Genomic DNA, 18,105 nt, shown 5'->3' on the forward strand with positions numbered 1-18,105 from the left:
CCTCGTTCCTCACAAGCCGGCCCGCCGCGGGCGGCGGGCGTTCCGGTCCGGCCCCGGCCCCGGCCGGCGCCTCACCACTGGCCGGCCACCTGGCCGGAGCGGGCATCCACCATCACGTGCACGAACTGCCCGTCCCGGCGCAAGGCCGTCAGCATGTAGACGAGCGTCTCGTCGCGGCGGCAGAGATTGGCCCGCACGATCTCGGCCCGCGGCACGGCCGTGCGCGCCGCCCGGATCGCCGCCACCGGCTCCACCACCCGCTTCTCGGCGACCGCCTCGCGCAGGTCGCCCGGCGACAGGCAGGTCTGGGCCGCCTGCGAGATCCGCACCGACTGGGTCTGGACCGCCGCGGCGGGCTCGGCCGCCTCCTGCGCGAGCGCGTACCAGCCCATCGCGGCGAGGGCGGCGGCTCCGACAGGCAGGATGAGGGCGGCGTGGCGCATGACTCGACCATCGGGCCGGGGCACTGAATGCGGCCTGAATGGCAGGATGACCGGTTTCGCCGCCGCTGCCGCGTCACATCCTCGTGTCCGCGCCGGGGCTTGACGAGCCCGGATGAGCCGGATGGGCCGATCTGAGCCGCCCGCCATCGCCGGCCCTCCCGGCGTGGTGAGGCGGGCGGCCCGTGGCCGCCCCGGAGGCCGCGTCAGCGCCGCGGCTTCGGATGCTCGCGGAAGAACCGCCACATCTCGCGCGCGGCGTCGGGGCCCTGCGGATCGGTGTAGCTCCCCGCCGCCGTGCCGCCCGACCACGCGTGGCCGCTGCCTTCCACCACCCAATGCTCGTGGGCCGGGCGGCCGCGCCCGTCCGCCAGGATGCTGCGCCGCCACGCCCGGCCGCCCGGCGACACGCCGGCCTCCTCGCGCAGGGGCGTGGCCCCGGTCGCCGCGATGATCGCCTCGCCGTTGCGCGGGTGCACGGTGCCGTCCTGGTCGCCGTGGAAGACGATGGTCGGCAGCGGGTCGCGCAGGGGAGCGCCGGCCTCGCCGCCCTGGCGCATGGCGCGCAGGGCCGAGGGCAGGTCGTGCGCGGCCCCGGCGCAGAGCCCTGAATGGATGCCGACCGCGGCGAAGAGGTCCGGATAGGCCGCCGCGAGGTTCGCGGCCGCGGCCCCGCCGGCCGACAGGCCCGCCACGTAGACACGGGAGGCATCCACCGCGTACTCCGCCATCACCGCGCGGGCGATGCCGGCGATGAGGGCGGCCTCGCCCTGGTCGCGGCGCTGGTCGGCGGTGACGAACCAGTTCCAGCAGCGGGCGTGGTTGGCCGCCGCCGTCTGCGCCGGATAGGCGACCAGGAAGGTCTCGGCCTCGCCGACGCCGTTCATGCCGGTGCCGGCGGCGAAATCGTCCGGGTTCTGGGTGCAGCCGTGCAGCATCACCACCAGCGGCACCGGCCGGCCGTCGTAGCCGCTCGGCACGTAGAGCTTGTAGGCGCGCTGCCCCTCGCCATTGGCGAAGCTGAGGTCGAGGAAGCGGCCGGGCTCGCTGTCGGGCCGCGGCCGCGGGGCCGGTTCGGTCACGCCCTCGAACAGGGGGCCGACCTTGCGCCCCACCTCCCGCAAGGCCTCGCGCAGGGTCTCCTGCAGGTCGGCAGGCTTGAAGTCGGCAGGTTTGAACCAGGGCGGTGCGGGGTCGGCCGGCGGCGCGGCCTCGGGCGGGGGAAGGCGCACGGGTCCGGGGCGGGTGCCGGACTCGGCGCGAGTCTCGGCGTGAGTCTCGGGCGCGGATCCGCCCCGCACCGCCCGCTGGATCAGGGCCATCGCCTCGCCGAGGCGGCCCTCGCGAGTGAGGCGGGTGGCTTCGGCCATGCCGGGAAGACGCAGATTGCGCATGAGGGATCTCTCTCCGAAGCGGCCGCCGGGCGGTCGCGGAGGTCACGGGGGCCGGGTGCGGGACCCGGCCGGCATTGTCGGCGGCGGCCGGACCCTCAGCGGATCCGGTCGGCGAGCGCGGCCTTCACGGCCGGGCTCGCGTGGAGCGCGCCCAGCACCTCGACGGAGGCGATGGCGTCGCGCGCGAGGTCGGGCGGGACGTCGGAGGCGATCGTGGCGAGGCCGAGCACCCGGATGTGGAGCGGCTGGCCGGCGTCGCGCGCCGCTTCGAGATCGGCCCGGTCGAAGTGGCGCAGCCCGAGTTCGACCGCCTTGCGGGCGACCGAGCGCCGGGTGGCCTCGTCGTGCCGGTCGATCTGGTTGCGGATCGCCGTGCGGATGAAGTCGGTGCGGTTGGCGTAGAAGCCGTCCCGCACCAGGAGGTCGACATGGCCGAGGTCGACGTAGCCGAGATTGATCGTGATCTTCTCGCTGTCGCCCGGCCGCGGCCGCAACTCGTGAACGCTCCCGCTCATCGCACCATCCCGTCACCATCCGGTCGGATGGAACATGGGGCCTTCTCGCAGGTGCAGCAAGTGCGGTGCAGCAAAAAATCTGCCGCAGGTCGGCTCGCGTTCCGAGTGAGCGGCGCGTTGCCAGCAAGGCTGCGTTGAGTGCGCCGGATCCCTCTGTTAAGCGCCCCGCCTGAGGCAGAACGCAGGAGGCGCCGATGTGGAATCAGGTCTACGACCCGTTCGGGAACGCGTGGCTGTCGACGCTGGCCGCCGCCGTCCCGGTCGTGGCGCTCCTCGGGCTGATCGCCAGCGGCAAGGTCAAGGCGCATATCGCGGCCGTGATCTCGCTCGGGATCGCGCTCCTCGTGGCGACCGTGCTGTTCGGGATGCCCACCGGCCTTGCCCTGCGGGCGACCGCGCTCGGCGTCGCCACCGGGCTGTTTCCGATCGGCTGGATCATCCTCAACGTGATCTTCCTCTACCGGCTGACCGTCGAGAAGGGCTGGTTCGCGACCCTGCAGCAATCGGTGGCCGGCATCACCACGGACCGGCGGCTGCAGCTCCTCCTCGTCGCCTTCGCGTTCGGCGCCTTCTTCGAGGGAGCCGGGGGCTTCGGCACCCCGGTCGCCGTGACGGGGGCGATCCTGATCGGCCTCGGCTTCTCGCCGCTCGCGGCCTCGGGCCTGTCGCTGATCGCCAATACGGCGCCGGTGGCCTACGGGGCGCTCGGCGCGCCGATCCAGGGCCTCGCCTCCGTCACGGGCTACGATCCCTACGTGCTCGGCGCGATGATCGGGCGCCAGCTGCCGTTCTTCTCGATCCTGGTGCCGTTCTGGCTCATCGCCGTCTTCGCGGGCTTCCGCGGCATGATGCAGGTCTGGCCGGCGATCCTGGTCTGCGGCGCCTCCTTCGCGGGCGCCCAGTTCCTGATCTCGAACTACGTCAACCCGTGGATCGTCGACATCGGCGCCTCGCTCATCTCGATGGGCGCGCTCGTGGCCTTCCTGAAGGTCTGGCACCCCGCCCAGGCCTGGACCTCGACCGCCCTGCGCACCCACGACGATTCGATGGCCTACGCCCCCCCGCGCCCGGCCGCTTCCGCGGCGGTCGAGCGCCACGCCTCCCAGCGCGAGATCGTGATGGCCTGGGTGCCGTGGATCATCCTGTCGGTGATCGTGGCGATCTGGGGCACCGGCTGGTTCAAGGCCCTGGTCAACCCGCTCTTCACGTGGCGATACGAAGTGGAGGGGCTGCACAACCTCATCATGAAGGTGCCGCCGGTGGTGGCCCAGCCCCACCCCGAGCCGGCCGTGTTCCTGTTCACCTACATGTCGTTCACCGGCACGGGCGTGCTGTTCGCGGCGATCATCTCAGGTCTCATCATGGGCTTCGGGCCGGTGCGGATGGCGAAGGCCTACATCGAGACGATCTGGGTCCTGCGCACCTCGCTCATCACCATCGCGGCGATGCTGGCGCTCGGCGTGCTCACCCGCTACGCGGGCGTCGACGCGACGCTCGGCCTCGCCTTCGCGGGCACCGGGATCCTCTACCCGTTCTTCGGCACGCTGCTCGGCTGGCTCGGCGTCGCGCTCACAGGCTCGGACACGGCCTCGAACGTGCTGTTCGGCGGGCTGCAGCGGATCACCTCGGAGCAGCTCGGCCTGTCGGGCGTGCTCATGGCCTCGGCGAACTCCTCGGGCGGCGTGATGGGCAAGATGATCGACGCGCAGTCGATCGTGGTCGCCTCCACGGCCACCGGCTATTTCGGCCAGGAGAGCCGGATCCTGCGCTTCGTGTTCTGGCACTCGATCGTGCTGGCCTGCCTCGTCGGCGGGCTCGTGATGCTGCAGGCCTACGTGTATCCGTTCACCGCCATGGTGCTGCACTGACGTCCCGCGCCGCACCGGAGCGCACGGCCCGGGGCCGGCGCGCCCCCGGCCCCCACCTGCGGAACCCGCGATGACCCGACTCCTCTACGAACTCGCCGGCGCCGAGCCGGACCGGCGCTTCTCCCCCTTCTGCTGGCGCATCCGCCTCGCCCTGGAGCACAAGGGCCTGCCCTTCGAGGGGCGGCCATGGCGCTTCACCGAGAGGGAGGCGATCGCCTTCTCGGGGAGCGACAAGGTGCCGGTGCTGGTGGACGGCGCGCGGACCATCGCCGATTCCGCCGTCATCGCCGCCTATCTGGAGGAGACCTATCCGGACGCCCCGAGCCTGTTCGGCGGGCCGCAGGCGCAGGCGCTCGCCCGCTTCATCGGGCATTGGGCCGACGGCGTGCTGCACCCGGCGCTGGTGCCGCTCCTCCTCACCGACATCCACGGCGTCGTCGCCCCGCAGGACCGCGACTATTTCCGGCAATCCCGCGAGGCGCGCTTCGGCAAGGCGCTGGAGGCGGTCTGCCCGGACCCGGAGGCGCAGCTCGTCGCCTTCCGGCGCACCCTCTCGCCCCTGCGCGCGACCCTGCGCGCGCAGCCCTTCCTCGGCGGCGACGGCCCGCTCTACGCCGACCACATCGTGATGGGCGCCTTCCTGTGGGCGCGGAGCGTGAGCGCGCGGCCGCTCCTCGAACCCGACGACCCCGTGGCGGCGTGGCGCGAGCGCATGCTGGCGCGGCTCGGCGAGGGCTCGCGGGGGCTCGTCGCGGCCTGAAGCCCCGCCCCCCGCGACTCCTGTGGACCCGGCCGCCGCCCGCGGATCGCCCCGCCGCCTCCCGTGTTAGACGGACCGACCGGGTGAGCGCGGAGCCGAGATGACGATCAGCGTCGAGATGGGCGTGGCGGCCGGGCAGGGGCCCGCATCGCTGGACCTGGAGGAGCTGCTGGCCACCCGCCTCCTCGTCCAGGGCAATTCGGGATCGGGCAAGTCGCACCTGCTGCGGCGCCTGCTGGAGCAGAGCGCCGCCCACGTGCAGCAGGTGGTGATCGACCCCGAGGGCGATTTCGTCACCCTGGCGGACCGCTACGGCCACGTGGTGGTGGACGGCGCGCACGGCGAAGCCGATCTCCAGCGCATCGCCGCGCGGGTGCGTGCCCACCGGGTCTCGGTGGTGCTGACGCTGGAGAGCCTCGACGTCGAGGCGCAGATGCGCGCCGCCGCGGCGTTCCTGGGCGGCCTGTTCGAGGCCGAGCGCGACCACTGGTACCCGGTGCTGGTGGTGGTGGACGAGGCGCAGCTCTTCGCCCCCGCCGCCGCCGGCGAGGTCTCGGACGAGGCCCGCAAGGCCTCGCTCGGCGCCATGACCAACCTGATGTGCCGCGGCCGCAAGCGGGGGCTCGCGGGCGTCATCGCCACCCAGCGCCTCGCCAAGCTCGCCAAGAACGTCGCCGCCGAGGCGTCGAACTTCCTGATGGGGCGCACCTTCCTCGACATCGACATGGCGCGCGCCGCCGACCTGCTCGGCCTCGACCGGCGCCAGGCCGAGAGTTTTCGCGATCTGGAGCGCGGCCAGTTCGTGGCGCTGGGGCCCGCCCTGTCGAAGCGCCCGCTGCCCCTGCGCATCGGCGCGGTCGAGACCTCGCCGCGCTCCACCAGCCCCAGGCTCGTGCCGCTGCCGGCGCCCGCCGCCGAGGACCTGCGCGACCTGATCCTGACGCCGGCCGCCGACGAGCCGCTGCGGCTGCCCAGCCCCCGCCCGGCGGCGCCGCGGCCCTCTCCCACCGATCTCCTGCAGCAGCTCGCGCAGGCGCGCCCGGCGCCCGAGCCCGCCGAGGAGGCGAGCCCCTTGAGCGAGACCGAGCGGGAGGCCGCCCTCGACACGATCCTGCGCGAGATCGCCGCCGACCCGGATGCCGGCCACCATACCGTGGCGGTGCTCTACCAGGACTTCCTCGTGCGCTGCCGGATGCGCCGGCTCGGCCCGGATCCCCTCGACCTGCCCGCCTTCCGGCGGCGGCTCGCCGCGGCCCGTGCCGGCCTCGACGGGGCCGACGCGCAGGCCGACACGGTCCTCACCGCCTGCGCCGGGCTGCCCGAGGAGGTGCAGGGCCTGTTCCTGCTGCTCGCCCGGGCGGCCCGGGAGGGCGCGCCCTGTCCCTCCGACGACGCGCTCGCCCGCGCCATCGGCTCGCGCTCCCCCGGCCGGGCGCGCCGGCTCCTCGCCTTCGTCGAGAGCCGGGGCGCCGTGGTCTGCCGCACCGATTTCCGCGGCAACCGCATCGTCGCGCTGCCGGCGCTCGGCTGCGAGACCGGACCCGGCGATCCGAAGGCGCAGGGCGCGCCCCTGCCGGGCCTGTTCGCCGCCGAGTGAGCGCCCGGCCGCACTTGGGGAAATAATCGACGGATCAACGCGTTGGCGTTGATCCGGCACGGCTCGTCCGGCGCATCCCCGCAATCCACACAGCCCCGCGCGAGCTTGACCGATCCATCCGTCCGTGGTTTGTTCTTGTTATGTTCTAAACGTGAGTCGGACGGCGATGGCGCAGGGTTCTGGCACCATGCGCCGGCACGGCCACCGGTCCGGCGGCGATCATGATCCCGAACCATGATTCCGAGGCGGATGGCCCGAGGCCGTCCGGCCCGGAGGCGGCGCCCTCGACCGTGGAGGCGATCGCCGCCCTCTACCTGGGGGCCTCGGGCGGCGATGCGGCCGCAGCGCTGCATCGCGTGATCGCCGATGCGCTCGCCGACCTGCGCGAGGCCGAGCGGCAGGAGCGCCGCTGCGAGCGGCTGATCTCCCGCGGCTACGTCCGCGGGGCGCTGCCGCCCCGGTGAGCAGGGCCGCGCGCCGGCGGAGCTGTGTGCGCGGCAGCACGCGAGCAGGTCATCCCGGGGGGTATGTCCCCCTTCCAGACAGCCGAACGACAGGATGGCGACGATGAACGCGAAGGCAGACCTGATCCGGTACGACATCCGCCGCGATCGTCGGGGCTGGACCGTCTACGACGTGCGCACCGGCCTGACGGCCATCATCGACGGCGTGCTGCAGGTCGGTCTGGAGATGGACGAGGCCGACGCGATCGCGGACGCGCTGAGCGCCGACGGGGCCTTGCCCGCTCCGCTGGTCGACCCGGCCTTCCTGCGCCTCGACGGGGCGGAGACCGGCGCGGGCCGATTTCGCCGCCCCTGAGGGAGCCTCAGCCGAGGGCGACGAGGGCGCCGATCGCCAGGACGAGGGCGGGCGGCGTCACCGCCAGCCCGACCTTCAGGAAGCGCCACGCCCCCACCTCCTCGCCCTCGCGCCGCAGCGCCGCGAGCCACAGGATCGTGGCGAGCGAGCCGGTGAGCGAGAGGTTCGGGCCGAGATCGACCCCGATCAGCACCGCCCCGGTCACGGCATCGGGCACCCCGGCGGCCTGGACGGTGCTGCCGGCGATCAGCCCAGCCGGCAGGTTGTTGAGGAGGTTGCAGGCCAGCGCCGTGACGAGTCCTGCGCCCCAGGCCGTGGCGGTGGCGTGGCCGGAGGCGGCGTCGCGCAGCGTCCCGGCCAGGAGCCGGATCAGGCCGGTGCGCTCCAGCGCTTCTACCAGCACGAACAGGCCGGCGACGAGGGGCAGCACGCTCCACGAGACGTGGCGCACCAGATCGCCCGGCCCCTTGCGGGTGGCGAGGAGGATCAGCGCCGCGGTCCCGAGCCCGGCCGCGAGGGTCGGCAGGCCGAGGTCGTGCCCGAGGGCCGAGGCCCCCGCGAGGATCACGGCCGCGACCGCGATGCCGAGGCCGGCCAAGCGCCCGCCCAGCGACAGCCGCGGGCGCTCGACCGCGGCGGCGACGGTCTCGGCCGCCAGCTCGCGGCGGAAGACGAGGCGCAGGCCCAGATAGGTGGCCAGGATGGCCAGGGCCGAGGGCAGGGCGAAGCGGGCGAGCCACGCGCCGAGCGGCGGCAGCTGCGGGCCGAACACGACGAGGTTGGCCGGATTCGAGATCGGCAGCACGAAGGAGGCCGCGTTGGCGATGAACGCGCACACGAACAGGTAGGGCAGCGGATCGCGCACCCGCGCCGCCCGGCAGGCGGCGTAGACCGCGGGCGTCAGGACCACCGCCGTCGCGTCGTTTGACAGGAAGACCGTGACGAGGATGCCGACCGCGTAGACGAGGAGGAACAGGCGGTTCGCCGAGCCGGCGGCGGCGCGCGTGGCGAGCGCGGCGAGCCAGTCGAACAGCCCTTCCTGCCGGGCGAGTTCGGCCAGCACCATCATGCCGATCAGGAACAGGTAGACGTCGGTGCCGCGGGCGATGCCGGCGAGTGCCGCGTCGGGCGTCAGCAGCCCGAGCAGCACCAGGAGGGCCGCGCCCGTCACCGCCCAGACGGCCTCCGGCCAGCGGAACGGCCGGGCGATCACCCCGGCCGTCGCGAGTCCGGCGATGCCCCAGGTGGCGGCGTCGATGGCGGCCGGCGTGGAGGGCAGGAAGGCGGGCATGGCGGCGTCGGGGGTCCTGTCGCTGGGTGGTGGCGCGAGCGGTGAGGGGAGCGCGGGGCGCGAGGCCCGTGCCAGGGTTCCGGCGCTCTATACGGCATCTCCGCGGCGCGCGACCGGCCCGGGATCGGGCGGCACCCCGGCCGGCGCCTATTCCGCCGGCACCCCGACCGGCGCCGCCCCGCCCCGGACGGGTGCGGCGCCGGCGCGGTCCCGCGTCTCCGGCATGGCGACGAGGTAGAGGACGAAGCCGGCCGCCGCGATGGCGGCGAGGGCCAGGAAGGCCGTGGCGTAGCCGGCCCCGACGATCAGCATGCCGGCGAAGGAGGCGGAGAGCGCCGCGCCGAGCCCCTGCGCCGTGGCGATCGCGCCCTGGCTGACGTTGAAGCGCCCGGTGCCGCGGGTGAGGTCGGCGACCACGATCGGAAACAGCGCCCCGTAGATGCCCGCGCCGACGCCGTCGAGGAGCTGCACGCCGACGAGCCAGAACGGGTTGTCGGAGAATGTGTAGAGCACCCCGCGCACGGCCAGGACCCCGAAGGCGGCGAGGAAGATCGGCTTGCGGCCCCAGGCATCCGCCCTGGCGCCGACCACCAGCGCCACCGGCACCATCACGCATTGCGCCGCCACGATGCAGATCGCGATCAGCGAGGTCGCGTAGTCCTTGCCGATCAGGTGGGCGAGCTGCTGCCCGACGGAGGGGAGCATCGCCGCGTTGGCGAAGTGGAACACGGCCGCGAGCAGCGCGAACAGCATCAGGGTGCGGTTCTGGAGCAGCACCGCGAGGCCGGAGGGCTGGGTGTGGTCCTCGGCCCGCTGTCCGTCGAGGCCGCGGGCGAGGTCGTCGTCGATCTCGCGGGCCGGCACCAGCAGCATCGCGCCGATCGACAGCGCCGCCATCAGGCCCATCAGCCAGAACACCACGACCGGGCCGAACAGCGCGGCGAGGCCCGCCGCCAGCCCTGCCGACACCGCATTGCCCGCGTGGTTGAAGCCCTCGTTGCGGCCGATGCGCTTCGAGAACAGGGTCGGCCCGACCACCCCGAGGGTGATGGCCGCGAGGGCGGGCGGGAAGATCGCGCCCGCGATGCCGGCGAGCGACTGGCTCGCCGCCACCGCGGCGAAGCCCGACAGGAATGGCAGCGACAGGCAGGAGAGGGTTACGGCCAGCGCCGCCGCGATGACGATCGCCCGCTTGTTGCGGCTGCGGTCGATCAGGGCGCCCGCGGGGGTCTGGGCCACGAGGCCGGCGAGGCCCGCGATGGTCATCACGAGCCCGGCCGTCGCCTCGTTCCAGCCCTGGTCGGGGCCGCGCACGGCGACCAGATAGATCGCGAGGTACGGACCGAGCCCGTCGCGGACATCCGCGAGGGTGAAGTTCAGGGCGTCGAGGCCCCGCAGGGCGCGGGCGGAGGGCTGGCGCGGGGCGGCGACCGGAACCGGCTGCGGCATCTTCGCTCTCTCTGCGGAAGCGACGGGCCCATCCCGTCCGGTCTGCTGAACGACCGCTACGGCGATCGGTGCCACGATCATCCGGGATTGCGACGCGGTGACGCAGAGTGAGGCGTCGGCCGCAGCGTCAGCCTCCGCCGATGCGCCGGCCGCTGTCGGGATCGAACAGGTGCAGGTCGGCCGGGTCGAGCGCCAGCGACACGCTCGCGCCCTCGGCGGGCTCGGGTCCGGCCGGCACCTGCACCACGAGCGGCGCCCCGGCCAGTTCCCCGTGCAGCAGCCGCGTCGCGCCCAGCTCCTCCGCGAAGGCCGCCCGGAAGGGCAGGCCGTCGGCCGCGAGCCGCAGCGCCTCCGGCCGCAGGCCGATCTCCACCGGGCGTCCGGGGGGAAGGCCGTGACGCGCCGGAAACAGCGCACCGGCGAGCCGGACGCCCTCGGCCGCCGCCTCGCCCGGCAGGATGTTCATGGGCGGCGCGCCCATGAAGGTCGCGACGTAGCGCGTCTCCGGCCGGCGGTAGATCTCCAGCGGCGTGCCGACCTGCTCGATGCGGCCGGCATTCATCACCACGAGCCGGTCGGCCATCGTCATCGCCTCCACCTGGTCGTGGGTGACGTAGACGGTGGTGACGCCGAGCTGCCGCTGCAGGCGGCGGATCTCCACCCGCATCTGCACCCGCAGCTTGGCGTCGAGGTTGGAGAGCGGCTCGTCGAACAGGAACACCTGGGGCTTGCGCACGATCGCCCGCCCCATGGCGACGCGCTGGCGCTGCCCGCCCGAGAGCTGGCGCGGGTAGCGGGTCAGGAGGTCGCCGAGGCCGAGCATCCGCGCCGCCTCGCGCACCCGGGTCTCGATCTCCGCCTTCGGCGTGCCGCGGTTGCGCAGGCCGTAGGCGAGATTGTCGTAGACGCGCATGTGCGGGTAGAGCGCGTAGTTCTGAAACACCATCGCGATGTCGCGCTCGGCCGGCTCGACGTCGTTCACCACCCGCTCGCCGATGCTGATGGCGCCCGCCGTCACCGTCTCCAGGCCGGCGATCATCCGCAGCACCGTGGACTTGCCGCAGCCGGAGGGGCCGACGAGGACGCAGAAGGCGCCGTCCGGCACGTCGAGGCTGACCCCGCGCACGGCCTCGACGCCGCCCGCATAGGTCTTGCCCAACCGGTCGAGGACGAGGCGCGCCATCAGGACATCCGATCGTACGGGAGAGCGGTCACTTCTCGGTCTCGACGAGGCCGCGCACGAAGAGCTTCTGCATCGCCACCACCACGAGGACGGGCGGCAGCATGGCGAGCATGGCGGTCGCCATGACGAGCTGCCACTCGGTGAGCTGGTCGGTGATGGTGGTCATCTTGCGCAGGCCGATCACCACGGTCTGCATGTCGCCCCGCGTGGTGACCAGGATGGGCCAGAGGTACTGGTTCCAGCCGTAGATGAACAGGATGACGAACAGCGCCGCCGTCGTGGTGCGCGAGAGGGGCAGCAGCGTGTCGAAGAAGAACCGCACCGGCCCGGCCCCGTCGATGCGGGAGGCTTCCACGAGTTCGTTCGGCACGGTGAGGAAGAACTGCCGGTAGAGCAGGGTCGCGGTGGCCGAGGCGATCAGCGGCAGGGTCAGGCCCGCATAGGTGTCGAGCAGGCGCAGGTCCGCCGCGACCTTGTAGGTCGGGTAGATGCGCACCTCGACCGGCAGCATCAGGGTGACGAAGATCGCCCAGAAGGCCGCCTGCCGCAGAGGGAAGCGGAAGTAGATCAGCGCGTAGGCCGACAGGAGCGAGATCGCGATCTTGCCCGCCGCGATGGCGAGCGCGGTGACGAGGCTGTTGAGGAGCATCTGCGCGACCGGGGCGCCCGCCATCCCGGATTCCGTGAGGGCCCGGCGGTAGTTCTCCAGCGCGTGGACGCCCGGCCAGAGCGGCATCCGGCCGTTGGCGATGGTCGCGGCGTCGTGCGTCGAGGCGATCAGCGCGAGATAGACCGGGAAGGCCACGATCCCGACCCCGGCCCAGAGGACGAGGTGCGGGATTAGGTTGCCGAAGCGGCGGTTCTCGACCACCGGGCGGCCCGTCAGAGGCCCTGCTGCGCGGCGAGGTCCTTGAGGTCCTGTTGCGGCCGGGCGCCGATGTGCTGGATCACCTCGGCGGCCGCGACCGCGCCGAGGCGCGCGCAATCCGCATGGTCGAGGCCGCGGGCGAGCCCCGCCAGGAAGCCCGCGGCGAACAGGTCGCCCGCGCCGGTGGTGTCCACCACCTCGCGCACCGGCGAGGCCGGCACCGCCCGGGTCTCCCCGCGCGTGACCACGAGGGCGCCCTCCTCGGATCGCGTCACCACGCCGAGAAGCCCCGTCTCCGCCCGCAGGGCCGAGAGCGCCGTCTCGGCATCCGCGGTCTGGTAGAGGCTCTTCAGCTCGTGGATGTTGGCGAACAGGATGTCGAGGCTGCCGTCGCGGATCAGCCCGAGGAACTCGTCGCGGTAGCGGTCGACGCAGAAGGCGTCCGAGAGGGTCAGCGCCACCTGATTGCCGGCGGCATGCGCGACCTGCGCCGCCTTGCGGAAGGCGTCCTTGGCGGCCGGCGGGTCCCACAGGTACCCTTCGAGGTAGACGAAGCGGGCGGCTCCGGCGGTGGCCTCGTCCACGTCCGCCGCGCTCAGGCCCTGGCAGGCGCCCAGATAGGTGTTCATGGTGCGCTCGCCGTCCGGCGTCACCAGGATGAAGCAGCGCGCGGTCGCCGGCCCCTCGGCGGCGGCGGCCACCGGGAAGCGCACGCCGGTGGCCTGAAGGTCGTGGGCGAACAGGCGGCCGAGTTCGTCGTCCCGCACCTTGCCGATGAAGCCGGTCCGGGCGCCGAGCAGCGCCGCGCCCACCGCCGTGTTGGCGCCCGAGCCGCCCGACACGATGGTGGCCGGCCCCATCACCCCGAACAGGTGCTCGGCCCGCGCCTCGTCGATGAGCTGCATCGCGCCCTTGTGCACCGCCTCGCGCACCAGGAAGGCCTCGTCGGTGCGGGCGATGATGTCGACGATCGCGTTGCCGAGGACGAGGAGGTCGAGGGGAGCGGTCATGCGGCGTCTCGCGCGGAAAGTCAGGCGGAAGGTCAGGTCGCGCCTGTCGCATCCGCGACGGACAGGGTCAAGCAGGGGCCGGTCAGGGTTCGGGAAGGAGATCCTCGACCGCGACCGCGAAGCCGGGCGGATCGAGGCGGAGCGTGCCCTCGCGGGCGATCCGGGTCTCGATCGCCTCCGCGCCGCGGCGGTGATGCAGGACGAGCCGCTCCTGCGCGTCGATGACGAGGTCGTGGGCGACGCTCGGAAGGCGGACATAGGCCGCGAGCTTGATGCCGGTGTCGGTGCGCCGCGTGCCGGGCGAGAGGACCTCGACGACGACCACGGGGGCGGGCACCTCGACCGCGTCCGGATCGAGCCGCGGCCCGCAATAGACGAGCGCGTCGGGCTCGAACGCGGTGTGACTGTCGATGCGGACCGTCATGCCGTCCGGCATAGCCCGGCAGGGCACTCCCGCGGCCCGCAGCCCGTGCCGCAAGGCATCGACGACGGCCAGCTTCGCCTCCGCATGCCGCACCCGCTCCGGCGCCATCGCGATCACTTCACCCTTTACGAGTTCGTGCCGGCCCGGCGCGGTCTCGCACCACACCAGGAACTCGTCCACGGTCATGCGCGGCTTGGGCTGTGGGTCCATCGGCGGCCAGCCTATCACGCCGCCGCTACTGCAGGGACTTCATCTCGCAATTCGCGTAGGCCACGCTCGCATCGACGTAGGCCTTGAGCTTGCCCGCATAGGCCTCGGCGCCCGCGCGGTAGGCCGGGAGCTTGGCGTTGTAGGCCTTCACGGCGTCGTTGAAGGTGTAGGCCTCGAAGCCGGGGCAGCCGCCCTTGGCGTCGAGGCAGGCGGGCCGCTCGGGGGGCGTGGGCCGCGCCGGCTTCTCGCTGGCGGCGGGCGGCAGCGGCGGCGTGCAGGCGGCGCGCGCGGCGCCGGAGGCGCCGAACAGGCACAGGGCGAGAGCGGTCCGGACGAGGGTGGTCGGGCGCAAGAACGGGTCTCCTCGGGCTGATCTCCTCGCCGGCGGCGCGGGGCAGGGCGTCTCAACCGGGACTTCACGCCCGAGACGTCATGCCCGAGACTTCACGCCAACGTGTGGGCCGGTCCGCGGCGGGACGGTAACCCAGTCCCTATCTCCGGCGAAGCACCCCGTCATCCCTCGTCGTTCCGCCTCGCCATCCCGTTCCTGGTACCAACCGATGCTCGCCTTTCCCTGGCTCGACCGCGCCGGACGCCTCTCGGGGCTCAAGCTCGCCACCTTCCTGGCCGCGCTCGCGCCCGGGCTGTGGTACGCCGCCGCCTACGGCCTCGACCGGCTCGGGGCCAAGCCCCTGACCGCCTTCCTGCACGCGATGGGCGACTGGACGGTCTACTTCCTGATCCTGTCGCTCGCGGTGACGCCCCTGCGGCGCGTCGCCGACTGGCCGAAGCTGATCCTGGTGCGGCGGATGCTCGGGCTCACCGCGCTCGCCTACGCGCTGATCCACCTCGTCCTCTACGCCGCCGACCAGAAGTTCGACCTCGTGCGGGTCGCCACCGAGATCGCGGTGCGGATCTATCTCGCCATCGGGTTCGTCGCACTCGTCGGCCTCGCGGTGCTGGGCGCCACCTCGACCGACGCGATGATCCGGCGCCTCGGCCGCACCTGGACCCGCCTCCACCGCCTCGTCTACGGCCTCGCCGTGCTCGCCCTCGTCCACTACGTCCTGCAATCGAAGATCGACGTCTCGAAGCCGGTCTTCTGGAGCGGGCTGTTCCTCGCGCTGATGGGCTGGCGGCTGATGCACCACCTGACGGTGCCGACGACGCCGCTCAGCCTGCTGGGCCTCGCGGCGGCCGCGGGCCTCGCGACCGCGGCGCTGGAGGCGGCGTGGTACGCGCTGGCGACGGGGGTGCCGGCCGGCTTGGTGCTCGCCGCCAATCTCGACCTCTCCGCCGGCCTGCGCCCGGCTTGGTGGGTGTTCGGGATCGCGGCCCTGGCCGCGCCGCTGAACCTCGTGCGCGGGAAGCCGGACGGCCGCAGGGGCTCCGCCCCGGCCTGGCGCCCGTCCCTCGCCGCCCTGGCGCCGCTGCGCGCGGGGCGCACCGAGCCGGTCTCCCGTACGGGAGACTAGCGGAGTCCGCGACGACCCCCGCTTCGGCGAAGAAGGCTCGGCCGCGGGGAAGGGGTTCCGTGCGCGCAATGCGAAACGGCGTTTCGCGTCCTGGCGGAGCGGCCTGGACCGCGCTACACCGGGAGGCAGAACCGAACGCCCCCGAGGAGAGGACGCATGAACGCCGCATCCGCCGCAGCCGTCGCGACCCAGACCAACCTCAGCGAAGCCAAGCCCCGCGAGGGCAGCCGCGGCGCCTTCCGGTGGGACGATCCGTTCCTGCTGGAGGATCAGCTCAGCGACGAGGAGCGGCTGATCCGCGACACCGCGCGGGACTTCGCCCAGGAGCGGCTCCTGCCCGGCATCGTCGAGGCCTACGCGGAGGAGAAGACCGACCGCGGCCTGTTCAACGCCATGGGCGAACTCGGCCTGCTCGGCGTCACCCTGCCGGAGGAGTACGGCTGCGCGGGGGCGTCCTACGTCGCCTACGGCCTCGTCGCCCGCGAGGTCGAGCGGGTCGATTCCGGCTACCGCTCGATGATGAGCGTGCAATCCTCGCTGGTGATGTACCCGATCTACGCCTACGGCGACGAGGCGCAGCGCAAGGCCTACCTGCCCAAGCTCGCCTCGGGCGAGTTCGTCGGCTGCTTCGGCCTCACCGAGCCCGATGCAGGCTCGGACCCGGCCGGCATGAAGACCCGCGCCGAGAAGATCGACGGCGGCTACCGCCTCTCGGGCGCAAAGACCTGGATCTCGAACGCCCCGATCGCCGACGTGTTCGTGGTCTGGGCCAAGTCGCCCGCGCACGACAACCAGATCCGCGGCTTCGTCCTGGAGAAGGGGATGAAGGGGCTCTCGGCCCCCAAGATCAAGGGCAAGCTGTCCCTGCGGGCCTCGGTGACCGGCGAGATCGTGATGGACGGCGTCGAGGTGCCGGAGAGCGCGCTCCTGCCCAACGTCTCGGGCCTCAAGGGGCCGTTCGGCTGCCTCAACCGGGCGCGCTACGGCATCTCCTGGGGGGCGATGGGGGCGGCGGAGGATTGCTGGCACCGCGCCCGCCAGTACACCCTCGACCGGACGCAGTTCGGCCGGCCGCTGGCGCAGACCCAGCTCGTGCAGAAGAAGCTCGCCGACATGCAGACCGAGATCGCGCTCGGCCTTCAGGCCTCCCTGCGCGTCGGGCGCCTGTTCGACGAGGGCCGGATCGCCCCCGAGATGATCTCGATCGTGAAGCGCAACAATTGCGGCAAGGCGCTCGACATCGCCCGCATCGCCCGCGACATGCACGGCGGCAACGGCATCATGGGCGAGTACCACGTCATGCGCCACGCCCAGAACCTCGAGACGGTCAACACCTACGAGGGCACCCACGACGTCCACGCCCTGATCCTCGGCCGGGCGCAGACCGGGCTGCAGGCGTTCTTCTGAGCGAAGAATTAGCTTGATGCCGCTCCGGCCGTGGTCATGGCCGGAGGCGGACCGGATCGCGCCGGTGCCGACGCCCATCGGCATCCCTCCCGATCAAGGCGATCACCTGGATGGAGGTGATGCTCGGCGCGACGCTGCCCGATGAGGCGGCCACGCGAGCGGTCATGCGGGCACGGAACCGGGGGTGCGGGTGCCCTACACCACGTAGCGCGAGTGGCATTCCCGCCCCGGACCCGCCGTGGTAAGCCTCACGGACAAGCCGGCCGAACGGCGTTCCGGGGAGGCGCGTGGGACCGGCGATCGTGCCCCGTCGTTCCCGCGTTCAGGCGTCCGCCGTGACTGAGACCCGACCCCGCCGCGTCGTCCGTGCCCTCGCCGTCCCGGTGCTGCTCCTGGGGCTCGCGGGCGCGGGGGCCTGGATCCTCCCCGAGCATTTGCGCGCCGCAGCGCCCGCCGCCGAGAAGGCCGCCCTCCTGCCCAGCCGCGCCGTCGTGGAGGACGGCCGCACGGTCGTGCGCCTCGGCCCCGAGGAGCGCAGGCGCATCGGCGTCGAGACCGTGACCCTGCGGGCCGCCTCCCACCGCGAGGAGCGGCAGGCCTACGGCACGGTGCTGGACCTCGCCCGCGTCACCGAGCTGACCAACGCCTATGCGAGCGCCCGCGCGCAGCTCCAGACCGCGCAGGCCCGCCTGGAGGTCTCGAAGAGCGCGCATCTGCGCGCGCGGGCGCTCGGCGTCTACGCCACTGCCGTGCAGGTCGAGACCACGGAGGGCACCTTCCGCACCGACGAGGCGGCGCTCGCCGCCGCGGAATCGCAGCTGCGCACGCTTGCGGCCACCGCGCAGCAGGAATGGGGGCCGGTGATCGGCCGCGCCATCATCGAGCGCAGCCCCCTGGTCACGCGGCTGATCGAGCGCGAGCGCTTCCTCGTGCAGGTGACGCTGCCCCCCGGCGAGCGCATCGGCAAGCCCGCGCCGATCGCCTACGCGGAGGTGCCGCCCCAGAGCGAGCGCGTGCGCCTCGACTACGTCTCGCCCGCCACCCGCACCGACCAGCGCATCCAGGGCCTCAGCTTCTTCTACACGGTGGCGGGAAATGCGGGCTTCCTGCCCGGCATGAGCACGCTCGCCTTCGTGCCCTCCGGGACGACCGTCCAGGGCACGGCGGTGCCGGAGGATGCGGTGGTGCACTGGCAGGGTGGGGCGTGGTTCTACCGCGCGGTGGGACCGGATTCCTACGCGCGCCACCCCGTGGCGACGGGCGGGCCGATGGCGGACGACACCTTCGTGGTGGCGGGCCTGCCGGAGGAGACCGAGATCGTGCAGCGGGGCGCGCAGGCGCTGCTCTCCGAGGAGATGAAGAGCCAGATCCGCGTCTCGGGCGACGACGACTGAG

The 18,105-nt window shown here is 73.1% G+C and carries 18 protein-coding genes; 8 read left to right on the plus strand and 10 right to left on the minus strand.

Annotated elements, in window-relative coordinates; genetic code table 11:
* Positions 1-71: 71 nt before the first annotated feature.
* From MFF61_RS08275 to MFF61_RS08285, 3 genes are all read right to left on the minus strand, one after another.
* A complete protein-coding gene (locus MFF61_RS08275) occupies positions 72-443 on the minus strand; it encodes a PepSY domain-containing protein (RefSeq protein ID WP_238234613.1) in 372 nt (123 codons plus the stop codon).
* A 203-nt stretch (positions 444-646) separates the two neighbouring features.
* On the minus strand, positions 647-1,834 hold the full coding sequence (locus tag MFF61_RS08280; RefSeq protein WP_238234614.1) for an extracellular catalytic domain type 1 short-chain-length polyhydroxyalkanoate depolymerase: 1,188 nt from the start codon (positions 1,832-1,834) through the stop codon (positions 647-649).
* A gap of 95 nt (positions 1,835-1,929) precedes the next feature.
* Positions 1,930-2,349 (minus strand): ribbon-helix-helix domain-containing protein, encoded by a 420-nt coding sequence (locus MFF61_RS08285; RefSeq protein WP_238234615.1) that lies wholly within the window; start codon positions 2,347-2,349, stop codon positions 1,930-1,932.
* Positions 2,350-2,543: 194 nt separating this feature from the next.
* Between MFF61_RS08285 and MFF61_RS08290 the strand changes: the two genes are divergently transcribed.
* From MFF61_RS08290 to MFF61_RS08310, 5 genes are all read left to right on the plus strand, one after another.
* Positions 2,544-4,217 carry an L-lactate permease gene (locus MFF61_RS08290; RefSeq protein ID WP_238234616.1) on the plus strand — a complete coding sequence of 558 codons (1,674 nt, stop codon included), beginning with the start codon at positions 2,544-2,546 and terminating at the stop codon, positions 4,215-4,217.
* A gap of 70 nt (positions 4,218-4,287) precedes the next feature.
* On the plus strand, positions 4,288-4,977 hold the full coding sequence (locus MFF61_RS08295) for a glutathione S-transferase family protein (protein WP_238234617.1): 690 nt from the start codon (positions 4,288-4,290) through the stop codon (positions 4,975-4,977).
* Between the two features lie 100 nt (positions 4,978-5,077).
* Complete coding sequence (locus tag MFF61_RS08300; RefSeq protein WP_238234618.1) at positions 5,078-6,574, plus strand: ATP-binding protein; 1,497 nt, start codon at positions 5,078-5,080, stop codon at positions 6,572-6,574.
* A 221-nt stretch (positions 6,575-6,795) separates the two neighbouring features.
* Entirely contained in the window at positions 6,796-7,038 is a 243-nt protein-coding gene (locus MFF61_RS08305) for a hypothetical protein (protein WP_238234619.1), read from the plus strand.
* 103 nt (positions 7,039-7,141) lie between these two features.
* Positions 7,142-7,393 carry a hypothetical protein gene (locus MFF61_RS08310; protein WP_238234620.1) on the plus strand — a complete coding sequence of 84 codons (252 nt, stop codon included), beginning with the start codon at positions 7,142-7,144 and terminating at the stop codon, positions 7,391-7,393.
* Between the two features lie 7 nt (positions 7,394-7,400).
* Here MFF61_RS08310 and MFF61_RS08315 read toward each other — a convergent pair whose 3' ends face one another.
* From MFF61_RS08315 to MFF61_RS08345, 7 genes are all read right to left on the minus strand, one after another.
* Entirely contained in the window at positions 7,401-8,684 is a 1,284-nt protein-coding gene (locus MFF61_RS08315) for an arsenic transporter (RefSeq protein ID WP_238234621.1), read from the minus strand.
* 147 nt (positions 8,685-8,831) lie between these two features.
* Positions 8,832-10,133 (minus strand): MFS transporter, encoded by a 1,302-nt coding sequence (locus tag MFF61_RS08320; RefSeq protein ID WP_238234622.1) that lies wholly within the window; start codon positions 10,131-10,133, stop codon positions 8,832-8,834.
* Between the two features lie 127 nt (positions 10,134-10,260).
* Positions 10,261-11,316 (minus strand): ABC transporter ATP-binding protein, encoded by a 1,056-nt coding sequence (locus MFF61_RS08325; RefSeq protein ID WP_238234623.1) that lies wholly within the window; start codon positions 11,314-11,316, stop codon positions 10,261-10,263.
* 28 nt (positions 11,317-11,344) lie between these two features.
* Positions 11,345-12,187, minus strand: coding sequence for a sn-glycerol-3-phosphate ABC transporter permease UgpE (gene ugpE, locus MFF61_RS08330; RefSeq protein ID WP_238234624.1), 843 nt, complete (start codon positions 12,185-12,187; stop codon positions 11,345-11,347).
* 11 nt (positions 12,188-12,198) lie between these two features.
* A complete protein-coding gene (locus MFF61_RS08335; protein WP_238234625.1) occupies positions 12,199-13,194 on the minus strand; it encodes an adenosine kinase in 996 nt (331 codons plus the stop codon).
* Between the two features lie 82 nt (positions 13,195-13,276).
* Entirely contained in the window at positions 13,277-13,828 is a 552-nt protein-coding gene (locus MFF61_RS08340) for a Uma2 family endonuclease (protein WP_238234626.1), read from the minus strand.
* Positions 13,829-13,853: 25 nt separating this feature from the next.
* A complete protein-coding gene (locus tag MFF61_RS08345; RefSeq protein ID WP_238234627.1) occupies positions 13,854-14,180 on the minus strand; it encodes a hypothetical protein in 327 nt (108 codons plus the stop codon).
* Between the two features lie 208 nt (positions 14,181-14,388).
* Here MFF61_RS08345 and msrQ point away from each other — a divergent pair, with 208 nt between their 5' ends.
* The 3 genes from msrQ to MFF61_RS08360 all read left to right on the plus strand — a co-directional run bounded on the left by msrQ (position 14,389) and on the right by MFF61_RS08360 (position 18,104).
* Entirely contained in the window at positions 14,389-15,303 is a 915-nt protein-coding gene (gene msrQ, locus MFF61_RS08350; RefSeq protein WP_238234628.1) for a protein-methionine-sulfoxide reductase heme-binding subunit MsrQ, read from the plus strand.
* Positions 15,304-15,459: 156 nt separating this feature from the next.
* On the plus strand, positions 15,460-16,710 hold the full coding sequence (locus MFF61_RS08355; RefSeq protein ID WP_238234629.1) for an acyl-CoA dehydrogenase: 1,251 nt from the start codon (positions 15,460-15,462) through the stop codon (positions 16,708-16,710).
* A gap of 383 nt (positions 16,711-17,093) precedes the next feature.
* Positions 17,094-18,104 carry an efflux RND transporter periplasmic adaptor subunit gene (locus MFF61_RS08360; protein ID WP_373324661.1) on the plus strand — a complete coding sequence of 337 codons (1,011 nt, stop codon included), beginning with the start codon at positions 17,094-17,096 and terminating at the stop codon, positions 18,102-18,104.
* Position 18,105: the final 1 nt, after the last annotated feature.

The sequence above is a fragment of the Methylobacterium isbiliense genome (assembly GCF_022179325.1).
In the GTDB taxonomy this organism is placed as follows: domain Bacteria; phylum Pseudomonadota; class Alphaproteobacteria; order Rhizobiales; family Beijerinckiaceae; genus Methylobacterium; species Methylobacterium isbiliense.